The following is a 20639-nucleotide window of genomic DNA, read 5'->3' as shown; positions in this document are numbered from 1 at the left end:
GAAGGGAACACCCCTGATGAACAGTCGGAAGACCGCGTCACTCGTCTCCCTCACGGCCGCGTCGGCCTTCGCGTTGGCCGCCTGCGCCTCCACCGACGAGGAGGAGCCCGCGGAGGCCGCTCCCGCCGCCGACGTCATCCGCATGGACGACGCGTGGGTGAAGGCCGCCGAGGAGGGCATGTCCGCCGCCTTCGGCGAACTGGCCAACAGCGGTGACGAGGACGTCACGGTGGTCAGCGTGACCACGCCGGCGTCCACGGTGCTGGAGCTCCACGAGACGGTGGAGAACGAGGCCGGCGCCATGGTCATGCGTGAGGTCGAGGGCGGTTTCGTCGTCCCGGCCAGCGGCTCGCTGTCCCTGGAGCCGGGCGGCGACCACATCATGTTGATGGACCTCACCGGCCCACTGGATGCCGGTGAGGACGTCACCTTCACCCTCACCTTCTCCGACGACTCCACCTTCGAGTTCTCGGCACCGGTGAAGGAGTACTCGGGCGCCAACGAGTCCTACGAGGGCGGCGACTCCGAGCACGACATGGACATGGACCACTGATGGCCGGCGACCGGAGCGCCGACTCCGGTCGCCGTGGCTCGACCCGGCGGCGGTTCCTCCTCGGAGGAGCCGTCGCCGGGATCGGCGCGGCCACGGCGATCGGCGCGGACCACGTGCTCAACCGGCGGCCGGCGGAGGGCGAGCCGGCCGCACCCCTGAACGGGGAGGAGACGGTTCCCTTCCACGGCGTCCACCAGGCGGGGGTGGCGACGCCCGCGCAGGCGCACGCCGTCCTCGTCGCCCTGGACCTGCGGGACTCCACCGACGCGGACGCGTTGCGGCGGATGATGCGCATCCTCAGCGACGACGCCGCCCGCCTCACCCAGGGTGTGCCCGCCCTGGCCGACTCGGAACCGGAGCTCGCCGTCACCCCGGCGCGGCTGACCGTCACCTTCGGCTTCGGCCCCGGTCTGGTCGACCGCGCCGGCGGAACCCGGCCGGAGTGGTTGCGGGCGTTGCCCGACTTCGGGGTGGACCGGCTCCGCCCCGAGTTCAGCGACGGCGACCTGCTCATCCAGGTCGCGGCGGACGATCCGATGACGGTGGCGCACGCGGTGCGGATGCTGCTCAAGGACACCCGGGGCTTCGCCTCGGTCCGGTGGACCCAGCGGGGGTTCCACCACGCCCACGGGTCGGTGCGGCCGGGCACGACGATGCGGAACCTGTTCGGCCAGATCGACGGGACCACCAACCCCCAGCCCGGGACGGAGGAGTTCGAGCGGCTCGTGTGGAACACCGAGGGCTGGTTGGCCGGGGGCACGGGGATGGTGGTGCGCCGCATCCACATGGACCTGGAGGGGTGGGACCGGCTTGACCGGCCTGGCCGGGAGCAGTCCGTCGGCAGGTACCTGTCGAACGGCGCGCCCCTGACGGGCACCGACGAGTTCGACGAACCGGACTTCGAGGCCACCACGCCCATCGGGTTCCCGGTGATCCCCGAGTTCTCCCACGTCCGCCGGGCCCGCAGCGACGATCCGAACGAGAAGATCTTCCGGCGGGCCTACAACTACGACGACCCGCCCTCGGGTTCGGAGATCTCCAACTCGGGGTTGCTGTTCGTCTCGTTCCAGGCCGACGTCGACCGGCAGTTCGTGCCGCTGCAACGCAGGTTGGACGAACTGGACCTGCTCAACGAGTGGACGGTGCCGATCGGCTCCGCCGTCTTCGCGATCCCACCGGGGTGCGCGGAGGACGGCTACGTCGGCGACACCCTGCTGGGCTGAGGGGGCGGCATGAGCACGTCCCTCAGCTCCCCGCCCACCAGGGGGGAACGGTCGGCGGCGGGGAGCGGGCGGCGCGGGTGGTTGGGGCAGCTGCTGCGGCGGCTGCACTTCTACGCGGGCATCCTCGTCGGGCCGTTCATCCTCGTCGCGGCGATCAGCGGTGCCCTCTACGCGCTGACCCCGCAACTGGAACAGGCGATCTACCAGCGGGAGCTCCAGGCCCCCGTCAGCGAGGTCCAGCTCCCGTTGGCCGAGCAGATCGAGATCGCCCAGGCCCACGTCGAGGGCGAGGGCGCGACGCTCAGCGCGGTGCGCCCCGCCCCGGAACCGGGCGACACGACGCGGGTGATGTTCGCGGAGGAGGGGTTGGGCCCGAGCGAGTCGCGGGCCGTCTTCGTGGACCCCGGCACCGGTGAGGTCCGGGGTGACCTCACCGTGTACGGGACCAGCGGCGCGTTGCCGGTGCGCACCTGGATCAACAACCTGCACCGGGGGTTGCACCTCGGCGACGTCGGCCGCGTCTACAGCGAGCTGGCGGCCTCCTGGTTGGCGGTCGTCGTCCTCGCCGGGCTCGGCCTGTGGATCGCCCGGGTCCGCCGGTCGCGGTCGAAGCGGGACTTCCTCGTCCCGAACGTCCGGCGGACGGGGCAGCGGCGGTTGTTGTCCTGGCACGCCTCGCTCGGCGTGTGGGTGCTGCTCGGCGCGTTGTTCCTCTCGGCCACCGGGATCACCTGGTCCCAGTTCGGGGGGACCAGCGTGTCGTCGATGCGCTCGGCCCTGGGTTGGGAGACGCCGGCGGTCAGCACCAGCCTTGGCGGAGAAGCCGAGGACGCCGGGGAGCACGACCACCATCACCACCACGGGGTGATCACCGCCCCCACCGGGGATGCGAACCCGGCGACCTTCGACGCCGTCCTGGCGATCGCCCAACGGGTGAACGTCAACACCGGGCTGGTGGAGATCCAGCCGCCGGCCGAGCCGGGCACGGCGTGGGTGGTGCAGGAGATCCAGCGCAGCTACCCGACCGAGGTCGACGCGGTGGCCATCGACGGCACGACGATGGAGGTGGTCGACCGGGTCGACTTCGACGACTACCCGCTGGCCGCGAAGCTGTCCCGGTGGGGTGTCGACATCCACATGGGCACCATGTTCGGGCTGCCGAACCAGATCCTGCTCGTCGGCGTGGCCGGCGGGATCGCGGTGATGGTGGTCCTCGGGTACGCCATGTGGTGGAGGCGTCGACCGACCCGTGAGCCGGGCGCGTTCGGCGGGCGGGCCCCGGCCGGGGCGCCTTCCGCCGGGCGCCGTGGTGGGGGTGGCCGCCGTCCTCGCCGTCGCCGGCCTGGTCGGCTGGTGGCTGCCGCTGTTGGGGATCAGCCTCGCGGCGTTCCTCGCCCTGGACCTCGTCCTCGGCGCGGTGGCGCGCCGACGGGAGCGGGACAGGGCGGGCGACGCCGCCTGACCCGGGCCGGGGTTCCCGTCGCCGGCTCCGCCTTCCCGGCGGACCACCGGCGGCGGGCGCCCCACCGGCCCTCGACGGTGGTCGACGCCGCGATGGGACGGCGCTCACGGCGGGGGCGGTCCGGCCCTGGGTGGGGCGGCGAAGCGCCTAGGCTGCTGCCGTGACCAGCTCAGAACCGGCCGTGCCCCCGCTGACGATCGACCGTGACGACCTGTCCCGGCCCCAGGTGCGCGAGCTGGTCGCCGAACACCTCGGCGAGATGCGCGCCACCTCGCCCCCGGAGAGCGTGCACGCCCTCGACCACAGCGGGCTGGTCGCGCCGGACGTGTCCTTCTGGACGGTGTGGGAGGGGGACGCCCTGCTGGGCTGCGGGGCGCTGCGGCGGCTGTCCCCGATGGCCGGGGAGATCAAGGCGATGCGGACCCGGGCGGAGGCCAGGGGCCGCGGGGTGGCCGCGCACCTGCTCCGCTTCCTGCTCGAGGAGTGCCGCCGCCGGGGCTACCGGGACGTGAGCCTGGAGACCGGCAGCGAGGACTTCTTCGCGCCCGCCCGCCGGCTCTACGCGCGGCACGGGTTCACGCCCTGCCCGCCGTTCGGGGACTACCGGGAGGACCCGAACAGCGTCTTCATGACGCGGCGGCTGGACGTCGACGGGGCCGGCGGCCGCTGACCCCGTCGACGCCGTGCCGTCATCAGGTGAGGGTCGGCAACCAGCCCCCGATGCGGGCGACCGCCTCCCGCATGTCCTCGGTGGCGCCGGCCACCGACATGCGGATCCAGTTCCGCCCCTCGACGGGGTCGAAGTCGACGCCCGGGACCACGGCCGTGCCCGTGTCGGCGAGCAACCGCCGGCTGAACTCCATGCTGTCCCCGGTCAGGTGGGACACGTCGGCGTAGACGTAGAAGGCTCCCTCCGGGGGTGCGATCCCCCGGATGCCCAGGCCGGTCAGACCGGACACCAGCAGGTCGCGGTTCACCCGGTAGCGCTCCACGTGCGCGTCGGCCTCCGCGTAGGACTCGGGGTCGAAGGCGGCCAGCGCGGCGGCCTGCGATATCGCGGGCGGGCAGACCGTGAAGTTCCCGGCGAGGGCGGACACGGCGTCGCGCAACCCCTCCGGCACCAGGGCCCAGCCGAGCCGCCACCCGGTCATGGACCAGTACTTGGAGAAGGAGTGGATGACGACGGGGTCGCGGGAGAACTCCCAGGCCGAGGAGGTGGCGGCGCCGAAGCTGATGCCGTGGTAGATCTCGTCGGACACCAACTGGACGTCGTGCTCGGCGCACCACTCGACGACGGCCCGCAGTTCCTCGCCGGCTAACACCGAACCGGTGGGGTTCGCCGGGCTGGCCAGCACCAGACCCCGCACCGGCCCCTCGACCTCGGACAGCATCTCCACGGTGGGTTGGAACCCGGTGTCGGCGCCGACGGGCAGCTCCACCACCTCGCAGCCCAGCGCGCGCAGGATGTTGCGGTAGGCGGGGTAGCCGGGGCGGGTCAGCACCACCCGGTCCCCGGCCTCGAAGGCGGCCAGGAAGGTCAGCAGGAACGCGCCGGACGCCCCGGAGGTCACGGTCACGGCCTCGGCTGGCACGTCGACCCCGTAGGTGGTGCCGTAGTGCCGGGCGATGGCCGCCCGGAGTTCGGCCGTCCCCAGCTGTTCGGTGTAGCCGAGCGTGCTGCCCTCCAACGCCGAGGCCGCCGCGCGGCGGACCGGGGCCGGGGCGGGCGTGGACGGCTGTCCGGCGGCCAGGGAGATCACGTCACCGCGTTCCCGCTGGCGGCGGGCCGCCGCGTCGAGCACGGTCATCACGTAGAACGGCGGCACCTGGGCCCGGCTGGCCGCGGTGGCCAGACTGCGCTGGGAGGACATGCCCCGAGCCTAGGAGACACCGCCCGGTTCCCGTCCCGTTCGGTGTGGGTGACCGGGGCGCGGGGCGCTCGTGCCGGGCTCGCCCTCGGAGGCGGAGGCGGAGGCGGGGCCTGGCCGACCGGGCGGGGGTGCCCTCCGCCGCCCCCGCGCGCGGTCGCGGGCTCTCCGGGCGCACCCGGAGATTTCCCTGATACCGGGGCGGGACCGTCTCGCGTGCCGGCCGGCCGTGCGAAGCTGGTTTCGACAAGCCGGGGCTTCGCCGACGTCCCGAGAACGCCGTGAGGGAGGCGCACATGTCGACGATTTGGAAGGTCGTCGGAGTTCTGCTGGTGATCTGGCTCGGCCTGGCCGTGTTGGGCGCCGTGTTCAAGGCGCTCTGGTGGCTCCTCATCGTCGGTGCCGTGCTCTTCGTGGGCACCGCCGCGTACGGAGCCATCAAGGGGAGGAACCAGAAGCAGTTGCCCCGATGACCTGACCGGTCACCCGGTCAGGTCGGCTGGCCGGGCCGGTGCCAGTGACCCGGGGTGGCCGGTGGCGGACACCGGTGGCCCTCGCGGCACCGTCGCGGTCCACGACGGCGGCGCGTGGGGCGCTGCCCGTTCGGCGGTGCCCTTTCCGTCCCGGCCGTTGGGCCGGGACCGGGCGTGCGATCCCCGTGGGGAGTGATGAGGTGGGCGGCCGGCTGGCCGCCGGTCCGGCGTCGGGTGGGGTGCGCGCCGACCTCGACGGACCGCGGAGCGGTCCTGCCGGGTCGCGGTGCCGCCCGCCCTCGGCCACCGGGTCAGGACGCGCTGGCGCGGGATGAGCCGAGGGAACGTCCTCCGCTGGGCCGGGTGGCGTCCTTGCCGATCCGCCGCAGCACCTGTTTGATCTGGGCCCTGGTGACGTCGCGGTGCGTCACCATCCGCACCCGGCCGGCCATCGCGCTGGCGTGCACGCCAAGGGCGGTCAGCCTGCTCAGCGTGGTCGGCAGGTCGAGGGTGGTGGCGAGCACGATGTTGGTCTGGGGGGTGTCGACCTGCCAGCCGATCTCCCGCAGGCCGTCGGCCAGCAGCCGGGCGTTCTGGTGGTCCTCGGCGAGCTGGTCGACGCGGTCCAGGGCGACCAGGCCGGCGGCGGCGAGCACACCGCCCTGCCGGACCCCGCCGCCGAGCATCTTCCGGAGTCGGCGCGCCTCCGCCACGAACTCCGCCGAGCCGGCGACGACCGAGCCGACCGGCGCGCCCAACCCCTTGCTCAGGCACACCTGCGCGGTGTCGACGCCCACCGTCAGGGCGGCGGGTGGGACCTCCATCGCCACCGAGGCGTTCCACAGCCGCGCCCCGTCCAGGTGCACCCGCAGTCCGGCCTCCCGCGCCGCCGCGACCAGCACCGCGTGCTCGTCGGGTGCGACGACCGCGCCTCCGGCCGCGTTGTGCGTGTTCTCCAGGCAGAACAGCCTGGTCCGCAGCGCGTAGTAGGGCCCGGCGCTGGCCGAGGCCGCGGTGATGTCGGAGGCGGCGGGCACGCCGGGGGTGACCCACGGCAACGCCTGCGGCATCCCCCCGGCGAGCCATGCCGCCGTGCCCAGCTCGTTGCCGAGGACGTGCGCCAGGTGCGGGGCGAGGAAGCTGTCACCCCGCTGGAGGTGGGCCATCAGCGCGATGGTGTTGCCCATGCAGCCGGACGGCGTCCACAACGCCGCCTCCATGCCGAGCAACTGCGCGCAGCGCTCCTCCAGTTCGCGCATGGTTGGATCACCGTCGAGGACGTCGTCGCCGACGTCGGCGTCGGCCATGGCGGCGCGCATGGTCCTGTCCGGCTTGGTGACGGTGTCGGAACGAAGGTCGATCGGCACTAGTTTGGTCACGAACAGATCACACCACATAGCCTGAGTGGTGCGTCAAAGCATCGCTCGACCCCGCCGGGAAAGCGTCGGAGGGCCGGTGCAACCGTAAGCGGCGGGTGTTACGTCCTGTCATCAGCGGCACGAGGAGCGGAGAGGTCCGCGTGGACCAGCGTGAGGAGGCCGAGTTCGCGGAGTACTTCTCGGCTCGGCGGGAGGCGGTACGACGGATGGCGTACATGCTGTGCGGTGACTGGCACCGCGCCGACGATCTGGCACAGACCGCGTTCGTGGCCCTGCACCGGCGTTGGCGGAAGATCAGGGACCGGAACGCGCTGGACGCGTACGTCCGGCGCACCGTGGTCCGCGCCATGATCGACGAGTCCCGGCGGCCGTGGCGCCGCGAACACACGGTCGAGCGGATGCCCGACGAACCCGTCTCGTCGACGGATCTCGACGATCGGGTCGCGACGCGGGAGGCGCTGCTGCTCGGCCTGCGACAGGTTGCCCCCCGTCAGCGCGCGGTGCTGGTGCTGCGGTTCCTGGAAGGCATGGACGTCGCGGGCGTCGCCGCCGTGATGAAGTGCTCGGAGGGAACCGTGAAGAGCCAGACCGCCCGGGGGCTGGAGGCCCTGCGAGGCGTCCTGGGCGACTCGCTGGACGATCTGAGGTCGGCGTCATGAGACGCGCGACCGTGTGCCCACTCCGGCCGGGTGCCGGTGGGGAGGTGTGCTGTGGTGGATGAACAGCGGATTGCCGGGTTGTTCCGCGAGGCCGCCGGGGCGGAGACCCCGCCCGCCTCGTTCGACGAGGGCGACGTGGCGCGGGAGTCGCACCGGATCACCCGTCGGCGCCGGATGACGGCGGCCGGGGGGTCGGTCTTCGCGGTCGCGCTGCTCGCCGGCGGCATCTCGGTGGTGGGAACCACGCCGTGGCAGAACGACGGTGGAGGTGAGACGGTGGCGGGCCCGCTGGCTAACGGCCAGGCGGACGCCCCCGAGCAGGGGCCGGCGGTGATGGGGCAGCCGCTGGAGGACCAGGAGAGCCGGGCGGAGGCCGAGGACCTGCCCGGGACGATGCGGGACGAGGCCGAGCCCGAGCAGCCGACGGACCTCCCGGTGCCGGAGCTGGAGCCGGGTTCCCCGCCGGCCGTGGAGCCGGTGCCGACCGGTTGCGGGGCGGTCGACCCCCAGCTGGCGGCCGCCCTGGCCGAGGCGCTGCCCGATGACGCGGAGGAGCCCGGGCCCGTCGACGCGGCGTGCGTGCCGGACTCCCGGGGCGCCAGCGCCCAGGTGGAGGACGACGGGAACCTGGGCACGGTGTCGGTGGTGCTGGGCCCGCCGGACGTGCCGGCCCCTGTCGTGGAGACCTCACCCGACGGGGAGAGCCACTCCACCCTCGCCGAGGGGGGTGGGGTGCTCACGGTGGTGAGCGAGCCGGCGACGCGGGACGCGGAACCGCCGTTCGTGAACCGGCTCGCCGTGCTCGGGGAGCGGTTGGCCGACCAGTTCTGACCCGTCGGGGCGGGTGCTCCCTGGCCGCACCGGCTGTCTTCGGCCCGTGGGCCGAGCTGATGCCCGCCGGTCCTGGGGGCGGTGTTCTCCTGCTCGGCGTGCGGCGAGGTCACGCATCCCTCCTGGCGGAGGCCGAGCACCGCGCGACCAGCCGTCCAGCGGGTACGGCGGCCCTGGGCGCTCCGGGCGTGAGGGGTTCGGCGACGTCCGGGCGCCCCGCGTCCACCCACAGGCTCCCCTCCCCCCGCCCCGGTCTCGGCTGACCCTGCCGGGTCCCGCCGGGTCCCGCCGGGTTCCACCGGGTCCTGCCGGGTTCCGCTGGGTTCCGCCGGGTCCCGCACACCGCGACCAGCGGCGGTACCAGCCGCTCCCGGACCCCCTCGCTCGTCGGGCCGTCGTGCGGGTCAGGCCGTCGGCGGAGCGGGCCGGGGTCGGCTCTGGTTCCGGAGCGCTCGTCGGGTGCCGACGCGACCCCGAGGCCCGAGGCGTCCACCCGCGCTCTCGGACGCGGGTCCACCCGCGCCGGGGGTACAGGGTCAGGACCCCCTTCTCCGCCACGAGCCGTCCCGAGTTCGGGACAGCGGGACAGCGGGACACCACAACCGCGACAGTGCGACACCGGGCCCGGGACAGCGGGACACCGGGGAGGGACCTCCCCGACGGGTCGGCCGCTCCCGACGCCTGATCCGGACCCTCGGCGGTGAGCGCCACACCGCCCGGCTCCTCGGCCGCGCCCCCACCACCTCATCGGCCGCCCCGACGAACGCCGGGAACAGCGCGGGCCCGGTGCGACGGGCGGAGGGCCAGCACCCCGCGATCCACGGATCCCCTCGGTGGTGGTGGGGGACGCCACCACGTGGCGGCACCCTGCTGCACGGAAAAACTGGTACGGTCGTGCCAAAGTAGCGAAACCGCTGGTAGGGAAGCCGGGAGAACGGGGAGGGACCATCGTGGCCTGGGTCGTGCTGATCGTGTCCGGGATCTTCGAGTCGGCATGGGCGATCTCGCTCAAACTGTCGAACGGGTTCACCCGGCTGTGGCCCTCGGTGAGCTTCGCCGTCTTCGCGGTCATCAGCTTCGCCGGCCTGGCGTGGGCGATGCGGGAACTGCCGGTCGGACCCGCCTACGCGGTGTGGGTGGGGATCGGCGCGGCACTGACCGCCGTGATCGGCATGGTCTGGCTCGGCGACGGGGTCTCCACCCTCAAGATCATCTCGCTGCTGCTGATCGTCGCCGGGGTCATCGGCCTGAACCTGAGCGGCGGCGGTCACTGACGGCCGCCGGCCGGTTCCCCGCCTGGCAGGATCGGATGCCATGACCGCAGCAGCCAGCACACCGAAGGGCGAACGTCGCCGTCAACTACTGGTGGCCGCCGCCGCGGAACTCCTCGGCGAGGGCGGGTTCGACGCGATCCGGCACCGCGCCGTCGCCGAACGCGCGGATCTTCCGCTCGCCTCCACCACCTACTACTTCGACTCGCTGGACGACCTGATCGCGGCGGCGGTCGAACACCGGGGGCGCCTCGAACTCTCCGAGGGCCGCCGTCGCCTCGACGAACTGGCGGGCGGCGGCCACGACCGGAGCGAACTCGTGGAGCTGCTGCTGGACCTGCTGCTCGGCACCCCGGCCGGCGACCGCGAACTGGAGTCGATCCTGGTCCGGTACGAACGGTTCGTCACCACCCCCCGCCGGCCCTACCTCGCCCCCCTGATGCGGGCCATGAGCGCCGAGCTGGAGGACCTGATCGCCGAGACCCTGCGACTGGCCGGCGCCCCCTCGGACCGGGACCGGGTCCGGCACCTGATCGCCCTGGTGGACGGTCGGGTCGTCAACGCCCTGATCGAGAGCGAGCCGGACCCACGCGCACAGGCGAGGCAGCCGCTCCGCGAGCTGCTGCGGGACGGCTGACGGAGGCGCGAGCGCCAACCGCCACGATTCCTCGCGTCGGCCGCCTCGATCGACGCGCCGGCCGTCGCCCCACGGCTTCGGCGGATCATCTCCGTGCCGCCGGCAGACCATTCCGACGGCCGAGGCGCGAATTCCGCGACGGTGTTTCTCGCCGGGACCGGCCGGTGCTCCGTTCGGGTTGACCCCGATCACGAGCCTGTTTCACCTGGTGGCCGAGCTTTCCTCACTTTCGGGTGGAACGCGGGTGAAATCCTCGTGTTCTCCCCGGCTCCACACTCCAATAGGGCACCGCCGACCCGATCACCCGGTGGAAAGGTACGTGCCCGATGGTTGACTCCTCCCTCGTCACTCAGCTGGCCGCCCGCGCCACCGAGGACGACTCGTTGGGAGACCGCGCGAAGGAACTGGTCCTGGCGGCCTTGGAGAGCCCCGACGAGCTGGCCGACCTGCTCTCCACCATCGGTGGAGAGCGGGGCAGCGCGGGCGAGGACACGGTGCGGCCGGTGACGGCCTACCTCCGGGAAATCCGGGTCGAGGGGTTCCGGGGCATCGGATCGGCCACCACGCTCAGCCTGCACCCCGGGCCAGGGCTGACCATCGTGACCGGGCGCAACGGCTCCGGGAAGTCCAGCTTCGCCGAGGGCCTGGAGACCGCGCTCACCGGCGGCACCTTCCGCTGGGGCGGCGAGCCGGAGCGCTCCAAGCAGTCGCCCTGGGCCACCCAGTGGCGGAACCTGCACCACCGGGGCCGCTGTTCGGTGGCCGTCGAGCTGGCCGTCGACGGCGCGGCGGAGAACGTCCTGGTCGGGATCGACTGGGACCGCGACGCCGACTACACCGACCAGCAGCCCTGGACCCAGCCGCGCACCGGGACAGTGCTGGGGAGACGGGTCCCCGGCCGGGACCCGCTCGGGTGGGCGGAGGCCCTGCGCAACTACCGGCCGATCATGTCCTACCAGGAGATGAACGCCCTGCTCCACGCCACCTCGATGAAGCTCCACGAGGCGATCGCCCGGATCCTCGGCCTCGACCGGCTCACCTCGGCCATCAACCACCTCAAGGAAAGCCGCAAGGCGCCGAAGGACGAGGTGGAGCACGCCGACAAGCTGTCTCGGGAGCTGAGGAAGACGCTGGCGGACGTCCCGGACGACCGCGCCCAGCGCGCACGCACCGCGCTGGGGAGGAAACGTGACCTCGAACTGCTCACCTCGCTCGCCACCGGCACCGACGCACGCCAGCAGGAGACCACCCGGTCGCTGCGCATCCTCTCCACCCTCACCGCCCCCGCCGAGGACGAGGTGCGGGACGCGGCCGACACCCTCCGGGCGGCGCACACGGCCGAACAGGAACTCACGGCCCACCGGGCCCGGACCGAGGCCCGGCGTCTCGACCTGCTGCGACAGGCCCTGGAACTGCACGCCGAGCAGGGGGAACGGGACTGCCCGGTGTGCGGGACGGGCCGCCTCGACGGGGAGTGGCGGCGCAAGGCCGAGGACACCCTCCAGGAACACCACCTCGACGCGGAACGGCAGCGGCGGGTCGCGGAGCGGACCGCCGAGGCCCGCCGGCAGGCGCGGGCGCTGCTGGAATCGGTGCCCACGCCCCCGGCGACCGAGGAGCCCCTCGCCCTCCCGGCCCTGCCCGCCCTCACCGCCGCGACGAACCGCTGGTTCGACGCCCCGACCGAGCTGCCCGCGCTGGCCGACCATCTCCTCGCCCGCCGGCCCGAGCTGGCCGCCGCGATGGCCGAAGTCCGCGAGCAGGCCGCCGCCCACCTCGACGAACGCGAGGAACGCTGGGCACCCGTCGCCCTCGAACTGTCCCGCTGGCTGGACGCCAACAAACGCGCGGAACCCCACAGGGAGGTGGTGCGCGCCGCCGACCAGGCCGTGAAGTGGCTGGAGAGGAACGAGACCACGATCCGGGACGAGCGGGTCGCCGAGCTGTCGGGCGAGATCCAGGAGGTCTGGGCGAGCCTCCGGCAGGAGAGCAACGTCAGCCTGGGCAACCTGACCCTGGAGGGCCGGCACACCCGCCGCACCGTTCGGTTCACCGCAGGCGTGGACGGTGAGGAGGGCTCCGCGCTCGGCCTGACGAGCCAGGGCGAGTCCCACGCCCTCAGCCTCTCGCTGTTCCTCCCCCGCGCCACCGCGCCGTCCAGCCCGTTCCGGTTCGTCGTGCTCGACGACCCGATCCAGGCCTTCGACCTGTCCAAGATCGACGGGTTCGTGCGGGTGCTGGAGCGGATCGCCCAGGACCGCCAGGTGGTGGTCTTCACCCACGACGACCGCCTCCCCCAGGCCGTGCGGACCCTGGGAGTGAAGGCCCGCGTCATCGAGGTCACCCGGGGCATGAACTCGGCGGTCAAGGTGCGGCCTTGCCCGAGCCCGGCGTTCCGGCACGTCGAGGACGCCCGGGCGTTGGTGAAGGACCCGGCCCTGCCCGTCGAGGCGCTCCACCTCGCACTACCGGGGATCTGCCGGTTGGCGGTGGAGTCGGCCGCCAAGGACCTCCACGACCGCCACCAGTCCAGGCAGGGCATGTCCCGCGAGGAGCGGGAACGGCGTTGGGAGGAAGCCAGGTTGACCCGGGAGCGGGTGACGCTGGCTCTCGGCGGGCAGGACGAACTCAACGACTGGTGCGGTCGTTCCCCCTCGCGGAACCAGACACTGGCCCTCTGCAACGGACAGGTGCACAAGGGCCTCTCCCTCGGCCCGGAGGCCGCGGTCAAGGGTCTGGAGGAGTTCGTGGCGGCCCTGGGGAAGCTGGCGTGAGCGACACGGAGGACGTGCCCGCCGGGAGGGCACTCGGGCTGGCGCGGGCTCTCGCGGCGGGTCGGTTCGGACTCGGGCCGGGCGTCGCGCTGCGGGGCTCCGCGTTCCTCGGCCGCTACGCGCTGGAACAGGTCCTGAACCAGCTCTGGGTGCGGGCCGACCTGCCCCTGCGCACTGACGGGAGACCCACGACGCGGTCGAGGCTCCTCGTGCTCGGCGAGCTCCACCCCGAGATCGCCACGCCGATGAACCGGGCGTGGCAGGGGCTCTCCCGCGCCTGCCACCTGCACGCCTACGAGCTGACGCCGACCGTCGGGGAGATCCGGTACCTGCTCGGCCTCGTCGAGGAGGTGCTGGTCTCCACGCGGATGCCCTCGGCTCACGACAAGCCCGGTCGCGAGGTGCCCGGAACCGGGGAGGCCGTCCCGCGCGTGGCCGTGGCCGCGCGGCGGGGGAGCGGACCGCCTGAGGCCGAGCCGCGCCGGCACCGGCGGTCCGAGGACCCGACGTCCGGCCCGCGATCTCGGCACGCTCGCCCACACCTCGACGTCGGTCAGATTCGTTGGTGCGCGTTCCCCCGTCGTCGCCACGCACGCCGCTGACCTGCTGCCGAGCCAGACACGTGCGCCGGGGGCCGCTCAGCCGCCGCGCGGTGCGCGCGCACGGGCGGCGCGAGCGACAGCGCGGATGTGGGCGGGGCAGCACGACCTCAGGGCGCCCGAACGGTCGTGCCAGGCGGACCAGGGAGAACGAGCGCGAACGCGACGAAGCGGCGGGCGGAGTCACCACGAGGAATGGACGCGGGCGGCGCGAACACACCAGCTGCACACCGGGAACACGGCTCCGCTCCCCGCCAAGTTCAACATATAGCGCACCCGGGGTCTTGCGGCAAGACCCCGGTGATGCTCCAGAATCGCCCGGCCGAAGCCAGCAGCCGTGGACACTGGCGGGGAGGCGTGGCCGTGCCGCCGTCGACGGACGGACGCACGGCGACGCCGAACCCCGAGTGCCACCCACCGGGAGCGGACGGCACGACGAGGCGGATCCGTGGCCGCGACCAGACGCGTCACCTCGGGAAACGCCTCCTCGTGCCCCTGCGGGTGGGATCGGCGCGGGGCGAACGGGCAGGGGGAACCGGCGGCTCCTCCGGGCACGCGAGGAAACCGCCGAGGCTCACACCATCTCCAGGCACTGTGAGGGGAACGTGTCAGTTCAGGGGTACGAGGACGAACTGCGATCAGAGCGGGCGTACGTGGCGGGGCTGTACGCGCGGCTCGACGAGGAACGGGAACGGGCGACCGCCGAACACCAGGCGGCGTTGGCCGGCGACGGGGGATCGCCGATGGAGCGTGACGTGCGGGTGCGCGCCGCCGGCCGGGAGATCCGGCGGTTGGCGGTGGCCGACGGCGGGCTGTGCTTCGGCCGGTTGGACGCCGTGACCGGCGAGCGCACCTACATCGGGCGCATCGGGATCCTCGACAGGGACGACGACTACACGCCGCTGCTGCTGGACTGGCGGGCACCCGCGTCCCGCGCGTTCTACGTGGCCACCGCCGCGAACCCGGAGAACATGCGCCGGCGCCGGCAGTTCCACTCGCGCGGACGCCACCTGGTCGGCTTCACCGACGAGGTGCTCGGCCGACCGGGTGGGGACGAACGGGGGGACGCGGCACTGCTCGCCGCCGTGAACGCCCCGCGCGGCGAGGGCATGCGCGACATCGTGGCGACCATCCAGGCCGAGCAGGACGAGATCATCCGGCTGGACCACCCCGGGGTCCTGGTGATCGAGGGCGGCCCGGGAACCGGGAAGACCGTGGTGGCCCTGCACCGCGTCGCGTACCTCCTCTACACGCGACGGGACCGGATGGAACGCCACGGCGTGCTCGTCGTGGGCCCCAACCCGGCGTTCCTGAACCACATCAGCCGGGTGCTGCCGTCGCTGGGCGAGTCGAACGTGGTGTTCACGACTCCCGGCGGCCTCGTGCCCGGTCTCCGGGTGGCCGCCGAGGACACTCCTGAGGTCGCGCGGCTGAAGGGTTCACTCCGGATCCTGGACGTGTTGGCGGCCGCGGTCGCCGATCGGCAACGGCTTCCCGAGCGGCCGCTGCCGATCGAGCTGGAGGACGTCACGGTGCGGATCGACGCCGAGACGGCGGAGTGGGCCCGCCAGGAGGCGCGGGCCAGCGGCCTCCCGCACAACGAGGCCCGCGCGGTGTTCGTGGAGATCGTCACCTACGTGCTCACCGAACGGGCGATCGCCCGGATCGGGAAGGGCTGGCTGACCAGGGACGACAAGGAGGCGTGGGAGGACATGCGGGCGGACCTGCTCACCGAACTCGCCGAGCACGCGGGTTTCACCGCCGCCGTCGACGAACTGTGGCCGGTGTTGACCCCGGAGACCCTGCTCACGCCGCTGTACACGTCGCCGGAACGGCTGCGGGCGGCCGGCGCGGACCCGGCGCTGCTGCGCTCCGACGGGGAGGCGTGGACGGTGTCGGACGTGCCGCTCCTCGACGAACTGGTCGACCTGCTGGGCCGGGACCCGGCGGCGGCGCGGGCCGAGCGGGCGGCGGACCGGGAGCAGCGGGCGGAGGCCGAGTACGCGGCCGGCGTGTTGGAGATCCTCCAGACCGAACGCCACGACCTGATGGACGACGAGGACCACCTGCTCGCCCAGGACCTCCTGTACGCGGAGGACCTGGCGGACCGCTTCGTCGAGGGCGACACCCGGGATGTCGCCGAGCGGGCGGCGGCCGACCGGAACTGGACCTACCGGCACGTCGTGGTCGACGAGGCCCAGGAACTGTCCGAGATGGACTGGCGGGTGTTGATGCGGCGCTGCCCCAGCAGGTCGTTCACCGTGGTCGGTGACCTGGCGCAACGCCGGTCGGCGGCCGGGGCGACCTCGTGGGAGGCGGTGTTGGAGCCGTACGTGCCGGGCCGGTGGGCGTACCGGCCGCTGGCGGTGAACTACCGGACCCCGGCCGAGATCATGTCCGTCGCGGCGGCGCTGCTCGCCGAGTTCGCCCCCGGGGTCCAGCCACCGGAGTCGGTGCGCGCCTGCGGTGTCCGCCCCTGGTCCAGGCGGATCTCCGAGGCCGAACTGCCGGCAGCGGTCGAGGAGTTCGTCCGGGACGAGGCGGCCCGGGAGGGCACGAGTGTGGTGATCGGGCCGCCGGGCGTTCCCGGCGCGGTGCCCGCGTCGGAGACGAAGGGGCTGGAGTTCGACGCCGTCCTGATCGTGGAGCCGGGGCGGATCCTCGCCGACGGCCCGCGTGGAGCGGCGGAACTGTACGTCGCGCTCACCCGCGCCACCCAGCGCCTCGGCGTGCTGCACCAGGGCCCGCTGCCCACCGTGCTCGGTGACCTCGTGGAGGTCGAGGCCCAGACCCCGGCCAGGGGGTGAGCCCACGCGCCACCGGGGTGGGTCGGCGCGTTGGGCTCCTGGGCGCCAGATGCTCCAGACCGGATGCCACTGGGCGTACCAGCTACACGGACCGGCGGAGGAGGAACCAGAGGCAGGGGCGATCCCTCAAAGAACCAGGCAGACTACTGTCACAGTACGCGTATAGTAGGTTACTATGAGTATTGCGCAGGGTCGCGCCACGTCGGGACATGTTCGATCGTGACAGGGGCTGCTGATGACCAACGATGAATCGTCCGATACCGCTGGTCTGGAGCCGTACGAGCCACCAGAGTTGACGGTGGTTGGTGATTTCGGGTGTGTAACAAGGGGTAACTACAGCAGGCCACACTCAGACGACGGTGATGCTGGTGGCTACTGGTCGCCATGACCGCGACGAGGGAACGAGGTAGTGCAGGTCGGGTTCGTTGGTGGTGCGCGTTGCCCGACTTGGATCACTGCGAACCAGTCGCACGATCACTGTTGGCCGAAGCCGGCCCTGCGGCGGCACACGCTTCTGGTCGACCGTGGTTGATGGTGAACCACAGGAATGGAGACGATCTCCGCACGGTTTTCTTCGGCGCGATACGTGTGGCGGTAATCGGCAGCTGCCTGGTTGATTCGGCGTAGCTGCGAAAGAATGTTGAACGTTCGGCCCGACGGGGTGACTTCGATGCGTTGACATCCATGCGTGGCAGCTACCACCTCGTCATCAGCGGTCCCGACGGGATGGTGGTATTTGGTGACGTGACGGGTTTCCGAAGGGTTTACACCTGCCACATCAACAAGGCCACCGTGGTTTCCAACCACGCGGACGTGCTACGCCGCCTGATCGATGCGCCAGTGTCACGGACCTGGCTTGCCGCGCGGTTAACCTCCCCAGATATGCCCAGCCCGATACGAGAGTCAATGACCCCGTTCAACGGAGTTCATGCGCTGGCACCGGGACACAGACTCTCGCTCGGCCGGAACGTCGCCCGCACTGGCCGGTACTGGGTACCGCCCGCGACGACCAATCCCTGCGCTCAAGGCGCTCCGATCCTGGCAGAAGAACTTCGTACCGCGGTCGCCGGCCGCATGCGCGCCTCAGCCAGCCCGACAAGTGTCCAACTGTCTGGGGGCATGGACTCCACCACACTCAGCTGCCTGGCAGGAGAAGCCCTTAGCGATCGATCGAGGCTGCTGCTGGTGACGTCAGCGTCGTCGTCACCAGCGAACGACGACTTGATGTGGGCACTTCGCGTTGGCAAGCACCTCGCCCCAGCCAAGCACGTGGTACTGGATGCCCAGCGAACTCCACTGTTCTTCGACGACCTACCGACAGCGATAGGCGGAATGGACGAACCACCACCGTTCGCAGCCGCATCGGCGCGGGTCCGCCACCTCGCCGAGCTGCTCGCCGATCGAGGCGTGCGCTTACATCTCAACGGGCAGGGCGGTGACGAAGTCCTACTTCCGCCGTTAGCGTACCTCCGACACACACTGCGCAGGCGCCCTCGGCTCGGGTGGCGGCATTTGCGTGGCCATGCGGCGCTCCGGGACTTCTCCCTAACCCAACTGTTGCGGGCAGTAGTGTCCCTCCCCTCCTACCCACGCTGGTTGTGGCGGGCAGCCCGCTCCCTCAGGACCGAGGCTGGTGCGGAATACGACGCGGTCGGATGGGAGGCACAACCTCTGCTACCTCAGTGGGCGAGCGGTGACGCCGAACGACTCGTCCGTTCCGCCATACTCGATATCGCACCAGCTCCGCTCGCAGAGCACAGCACTCATGCCACCCTGGTACGGATACGGTCCACTGCCTACCGCTCCTCCTTGTACCGGGACGCGCTAATGGCGCATGGTGTGCCCGCTGAGTTCCCGTACTTTGACCGATCGGTGGTGGAAGCGGCTCTGTCGGTCGTCCCATGGGATCGCGTCGATCCCTGGCAACCCAAGCCCTTGCTACGAACTGCGGTCGCCGACACCGTGCCAGCGCCACTGCTCGCACGACGCACCAAGGCACACTACAACGACGACATCTACCGTGGTTGGTCCACCAATCAGCATCGTGCGATCGAGCTGTTCGACCAGTCGCTGCTGGCTGAGTTGGGCCTGGTCAACGAGGACGTTCTACGCGGCTGCCTGCGATCCTTCAGACCGTCAGGTCTGGCGCCTGGGTTCCTGTCCGACACCATCGCCTGCGAGGTCTGGCTCCGCAGCCTGGCTCCACCGTTCGCTCGACAGGAGGTCAACCATGAGCACATCTAAAACTAAGGTGCGTTTGGCTCGACGCGTCACGAGCACGCCCGTCGGCGACGGGCTGACATTGTTGGATGAACGACGCGGTGTGGTTTACCACTTGAACGAGACTGGAGCGATAGCCCTGTCAGCGCTCCTGAGGGATGGGCACGAGTCGGCTGTGACCGCGCTCTGCACACGTTATGCCACTACGGCCGCAGTAGTTCAGCATGACGTCACTCGGCTTCTTGACACGCTTCTCGCACGTCGTCTGGTGGTTAATCTGTGAGTGCCCCAGTCGCGTTGTACCCACCGCACCGACTATCGGTGGGTGAACGCTGGTGCGGGCGGGTGGCTGTCGTGGCAGCCGCCCTGCTGCTGACAGCCACGCAGGCCCGCCCACACCGCATCCGTCGTGTTCTCGGCGTGCTCCGCCGCAGCACGCGCGAAGCAGATCTCTCCCATGCCCAACGGGCCTTTGAGATCGTTACGACGGTCAGCCCACGTTGCGCCGGTGGGCACCACTGTCTGCACCGCTCCCTGGCCGTCCTCCTGGCGTGCCGACTACGTGGCCTGCGGGTCACCTGGCGAGTCGGGTTCCGCTCCCCACCACCACAAGCTCACGCATGGGTCGAAGTGAACGGCGAGCCCCTGTGTGAGCCGGTGGACCCACGCAGGATCTACACGCCGTCGATCACCGTCTGAGAGGACACCGTGTCCGTGCCCAAGACACTCCAGACCAGGCTTGTCGAGTTCGCCGCTTCGCTGCGTAACGCCGGTGCCATCCGATCAGCCGACGTCGAGCACGCGTTCTCCACCGTGGCGAGGCATCGCTGCGTCCGCGAGTTCCGCCATGGACCGACGCGAATCCGCGTGTCCCAGCACGAACTCCCCAGCGACGAGGTTCTTGACCTCATCTACTCGCACAGGTCGCTGTTGACCAGTACCGGGCAGGATGGTGACCCGCCGTCGTCGTCCTCGGCACCGACCCTGATGGCTCGGATGCTCGACGCTCTCGACCTCCGTCCGGGCATGCGCGTGCTGGAGATTGGGGCAGGCACCGGCTACAACGCCGCGTTGATCAGCGCCATAACGGGTGGTCCCGTGGTCACTGTCGAGGCAGGGGAGGCGACAGCCCAGAGTGCTGCCGAGTCGATCCGCCGACTCGATCTCGAGCACCGGGTCAGAGTCGTTCACGGTGACGGCTACCTCGGCGCACCATCCGAGCCGCCGTTCGACCGTGTCGTCGTCACCTGCGGGGTGGCTGGGGTCTCTCCGCACTGGCTGGACCAGCTCGTACCTGGTGGCCTGATCCTCGCACCGGTCGCGCACGGCGGCGTGCACCCAGTCCTGGCGGTCCGCAGCGGCGGCGACGTGGTGAGCGCCAAGGTACTCCTGTGGGCAGACTTCATGCCGGCTGCCGGCCCCCTGCGACCGGTCGACTTGGTCAGCCACGACCCAGCCGACTACCTCCCGTCCGCCCCGGCCACCCGGATTGCTGATGCCAGCCCCGCCCGGGGGAACGCCGACTACCACGACCTGTGGGTCTTCCTCGCGGCTCACGATCCGAGGATCACCCGCGCGTACATGGCCGACGACTCCGTCAACACCGCCGCAGGTGCCTGCGCACTGCGCACACCCCGTGGGACCGCCTGGGTACAGGACGACGGCAGCATCACGTTCACGGGTGAGTCGCGGGTTCCGGAGGAACTGCGTTCCCTCGTTCGAGCCTGGGTGAGCTCGGGCCGGCCAGCGCTCACACGGTTCACCGCCACCTTGTCGCTCACCATGAGCAAGCAACCCCTCTGGGTGCCATGCAAGTGGATGGTGTCCTCGTGACGTTCCACGAGCGGGCCTCAAGCTGATCATGTCGAGCCACGGGCGCTGGG

The 20639-nt window shown here is 71.6% G+C and carries 20 protein-coding genes; 17 read left to right on the top strand and 3 right to left on the bottom strand.

The window, feature by feature from the left end; all coding sequences use genetic code 11:
- The first annotated feature begins 16 nt into the window (after positions 1-16).
- From G443_RS16915 to G443_RS16900, 4 genes are read left to right on the top strand one after another with little or no spacing between them, the layout of a single operon-like run.
- The gene (locus G443_RS16915; RefSeq protein ID WP_026419225.1) at positions 17-553 is read left to right on the top strand and encodes a copper chaperone PCu(A)C; all 537 of its coding nucleotides are present in this window, start codon (positions 17-19) and stop codon (positions 551-553) included.
- Positions 553-1776 (top strand): Dyp-type peroxidase, encoded by a 1224-nt coding sequence (locus G443_RS16910; RefSeq protein ID WP_026419224.1) that lies wholly within the window; start codon positions 553-555, stop codon positions 1774-1776. The genes G443_RS16915 and G443_RS16910 overlap by 1 nt, the downstream gene beginning before the upstream one ends.
- A 9-nt stretch (positions 1777-1785) precedes the next feature.
- Positions 1786-3402 (top strand): PepSY-associated TM helix domain-containing protein, encoded by a 1617-nt coding sequence (locus tag G443_RS16905; RefSeq protein WP_253860232.1) that lies wholly within the window; start codon positions 1786-1788, stop codon positions 3400-3402.
- A complete protein-coding gene (locus G443_RS16900) occupies positions 3399-3908 on the top strand; it encodes a GNAT family N-acetyltransferase (protein ID WP_026419222.1) in 510 nt (169 codons plus the stop codon). The genes G443_RS16905 and G443_RS16900 overlap by 4 nt, the downstream gene beginning before the upstream one ends.
- A 22-nt stretch (positions 3909-3930) precedes the next feature.
- Here the strand turns inward: G443_RS16900 and G443_RS16895 are convergent, their stop codons facing one another.
- On the bottom strand, positions 3931-5109 hold the full coding sequence (locus G443_RS16895; RefSeq protein WP_026419221.1) for an aminotransferase class I/II-fold pyridoxal phosphate-dependent enzyme: 1179 nt from the start codon (positions 5107-5109) through the stop codon (positions 3931-3933).
- A gap of 293 nt (positions 5110-5402) precedes the next feature.
- Here G443_RS16895 and G443_RS16890 point away from each other — a divergent pair, with 293 nt between their 5' ends.
- A complete protein-coding gene (locus G443_RS16890; RefSeq protein ID WP_016699496.1) occupies positions 5403-5579 on the top strand; it encodes a hypothetical protein in 177 nt (58 codons plus the stop codon).
- Positions 5580-5890: 311 nt separating this feature from the next.
- Here the strand turns inward: G443_RS16890 and G443_RS16885 are convergent, their stop codons facing one another.
- Positions 5891-6958: a GntG family PLP-dependent aldolase gene (locus G443_RS16885; protein WP_051314074.1), complete on the bottom strand. Its 1068-nt coding sequence runs from the start codon at positions 6956-6958 to the stop codon at positions 5891-5893.
- Between the two features lie 140 nt (positions 6959-7098).
- Between G443_RS16885 and G443_RS16880 the strand changes: the two genes are divergently transcribed.
- From G443_RS16880 to G443_RS25885, 8 genes are all read left to right on the top strand, one after another.
- Complete coding sequence (locus tag G443_RS16880; RefSeq protein ID WP_026419220.1) at positions 7099-7617, top strand: SigE family RNA polymerase sigma factor; 519 nt, start codon at positions 7099-7101, stop codon at positions 7615-7617.
- Between the two features lie 54 nt (positions 7618-7671).
- Positions 7672-8448 carry a hypothetical protein gene (locus G443_RS16875; RefSeq protein ID WP_155886173.1) on the top strand — a complete coding sequence of 259 codons (777 nt, stop codon included), beginning with the start codon at positions 7672-7674 and terminating at the stop codon, positions 8446-8448.
- 950 nt (positions 8449-9398) lie between these two features.
- A complete protein-coding gene (locus G443_RS16870) occupies positions 9399-9722 on the top strand; it encodes a DMT family transporter (protein WP_016699500.1) in 324 nt (107 codons plus the stop codon).
- Positions 9723-9762: 40 nt separating this feature from the next.
- Positions 9763-10356 carry a TetR/AcrR family transcriptional regulator gene (locus tag G443_RS16865; protein ID WP_026066119.1) on the top strand — a complete coding sequence of 198 codons (594 nt, stop codon included), beginning with the start codon at positions 9763-9765 and terminating at the stop codon, positions 10354-10356.
- Positions 10357-10682: 326 nt separating this feature from the next.
- The gene (locus tag G443_RS16860; RefSeq protein WP_026419217.1) at positions 10683-13130 is read left to right on the top strand and encodes an AAA family ATPase; all 2448 of its coding nucleotides are present in this window, start codon (positions 10683-10685) and stop codon (positions 13128-13130) included.
- Positions 13127-13732, top strand: a complete 606-nt coding sequence (locus G443_RS16855) for a hypothetical protein (RefSeq protein ID WP_253860231.1) — start codon at positions 13127-13129, stop codon at positions 13730-13732. The genes G443_RS16860 and G443_RS16855 overlap by 4 nt, the downstream gene beginning before the upstream one ends.
- A gap of 602 nt (positions 13733-14334) precedes the next feature.
- Positions 14335-16536: an RNA polymerase recycling motor ATPase HelR gene (gene helR / locus G443_RS16850; RefSeq protein ID WP_211237549.1), complete on the top strand. Its 2202-nt coding sequence runs from the start codon at positions 14335-14337 to the stop codon at positions 16534-16536.
- A gap of 235 nt (positions 16537-16771) precedes the next feature.
- Complete coding sequence (locus G443_RS25885; protein ID WP_155886172.1) at positions 16772-16924, top strand: lasso RiPP family leader peptide-containing protein; 153 nt, start codon at positions 16772-16774, stop codon at positions 16922-16924.
- A gap of 86 nt (positions 16925-17010) precedes the next feature.
- Here the strand turns inward: G443_RS25885 and G443_RS16845 are convergent, their stop codons facing one another.
- Positions 17011-17343, bottom strand: a complete 333-nt coding sequence (locus tag G443_RS16845) for a hypothetical protein (protein ID WP_245533633.1) — start codon at positions 17341-17343, stop codon at positions 17011-17013.
- Here G443_RS16845 and G443_RS16840 point away from each other — a divergent pair.
- From G443_RS16840 to G443_RS16835, 4 genes are read left to right on the top strand one after another with little or no spacing between them, the layout of a single operon-like run.
- Positions 17263-18780: an asparagine synthase-related protein gene (locus G443_RS16840; protein WP_308208891.1), complete on the top strand. Its 1518-nt coding sequence runs from the start codon at positions 17263-17265 to the stop codon at positions 18778-18780. The genes G443_RS16845 and G443_RS16840 overlap by 81 nt on opposite strands.
- Complete coding sequence (locus tag G443_RS25880) at positions 18767-19039, top strand: PqqD family peptide modification chaperone (protein WP_081715507.1); 273 nt, start codon at positions 18767-18769, stop codon at positions 19037-19039. Before G443_RS16840 ends, G443_RS25880 begins: the two co-directional genes overlap by 14 nt.
- Positions 19036-19455: a lasso peptide biosynthesis B2 protein gene (locus G443_RS25875; RefSeq protein ID WP_372492984.1), complete on the top strand. Its 420-nt coding sequence runs from the start codon at positions 19036-19038 to the stop codon at positions 19453-19455. The genes G443_RS25880 and G443_RS25875 overlap by 4 nt, the downstream gene beginning before the upstream one ends.
- Positions 19456-19470: 15 nt before the next feature.
- The gene (locus G443_RS16835) at positions 19471-20589 is read left to right on the top strand and encodes a protein-L-isoaspartate O-methyltransferase family protein (RefSeq protein ID WP_162147316.1); all 1119 of its coding nucleotides are present in this window, start codon (positions 19471-19473) and stop codon (positions 20587-20589) included.
- Positions 20590-20639 lie beyond the last annotated feature (50 nt).

The sequence above is a fragment of the Actinoalloteichus caeruleus DSM 43889 genome (assembly GCF_000429185.2).
Taxonomy (GTDB): Bacteria; Actinomycetota; Actinomycetes; order Mycobacteriales; family Pseudonocardiaceae; genus Actinoalloteichus_B; species Actinoalloteichus_B caeruleus.
Note: the sequence above shows the minus strand (reverse complement) of the source record. Positions and strands in the feature narration are given on the sequence as shown.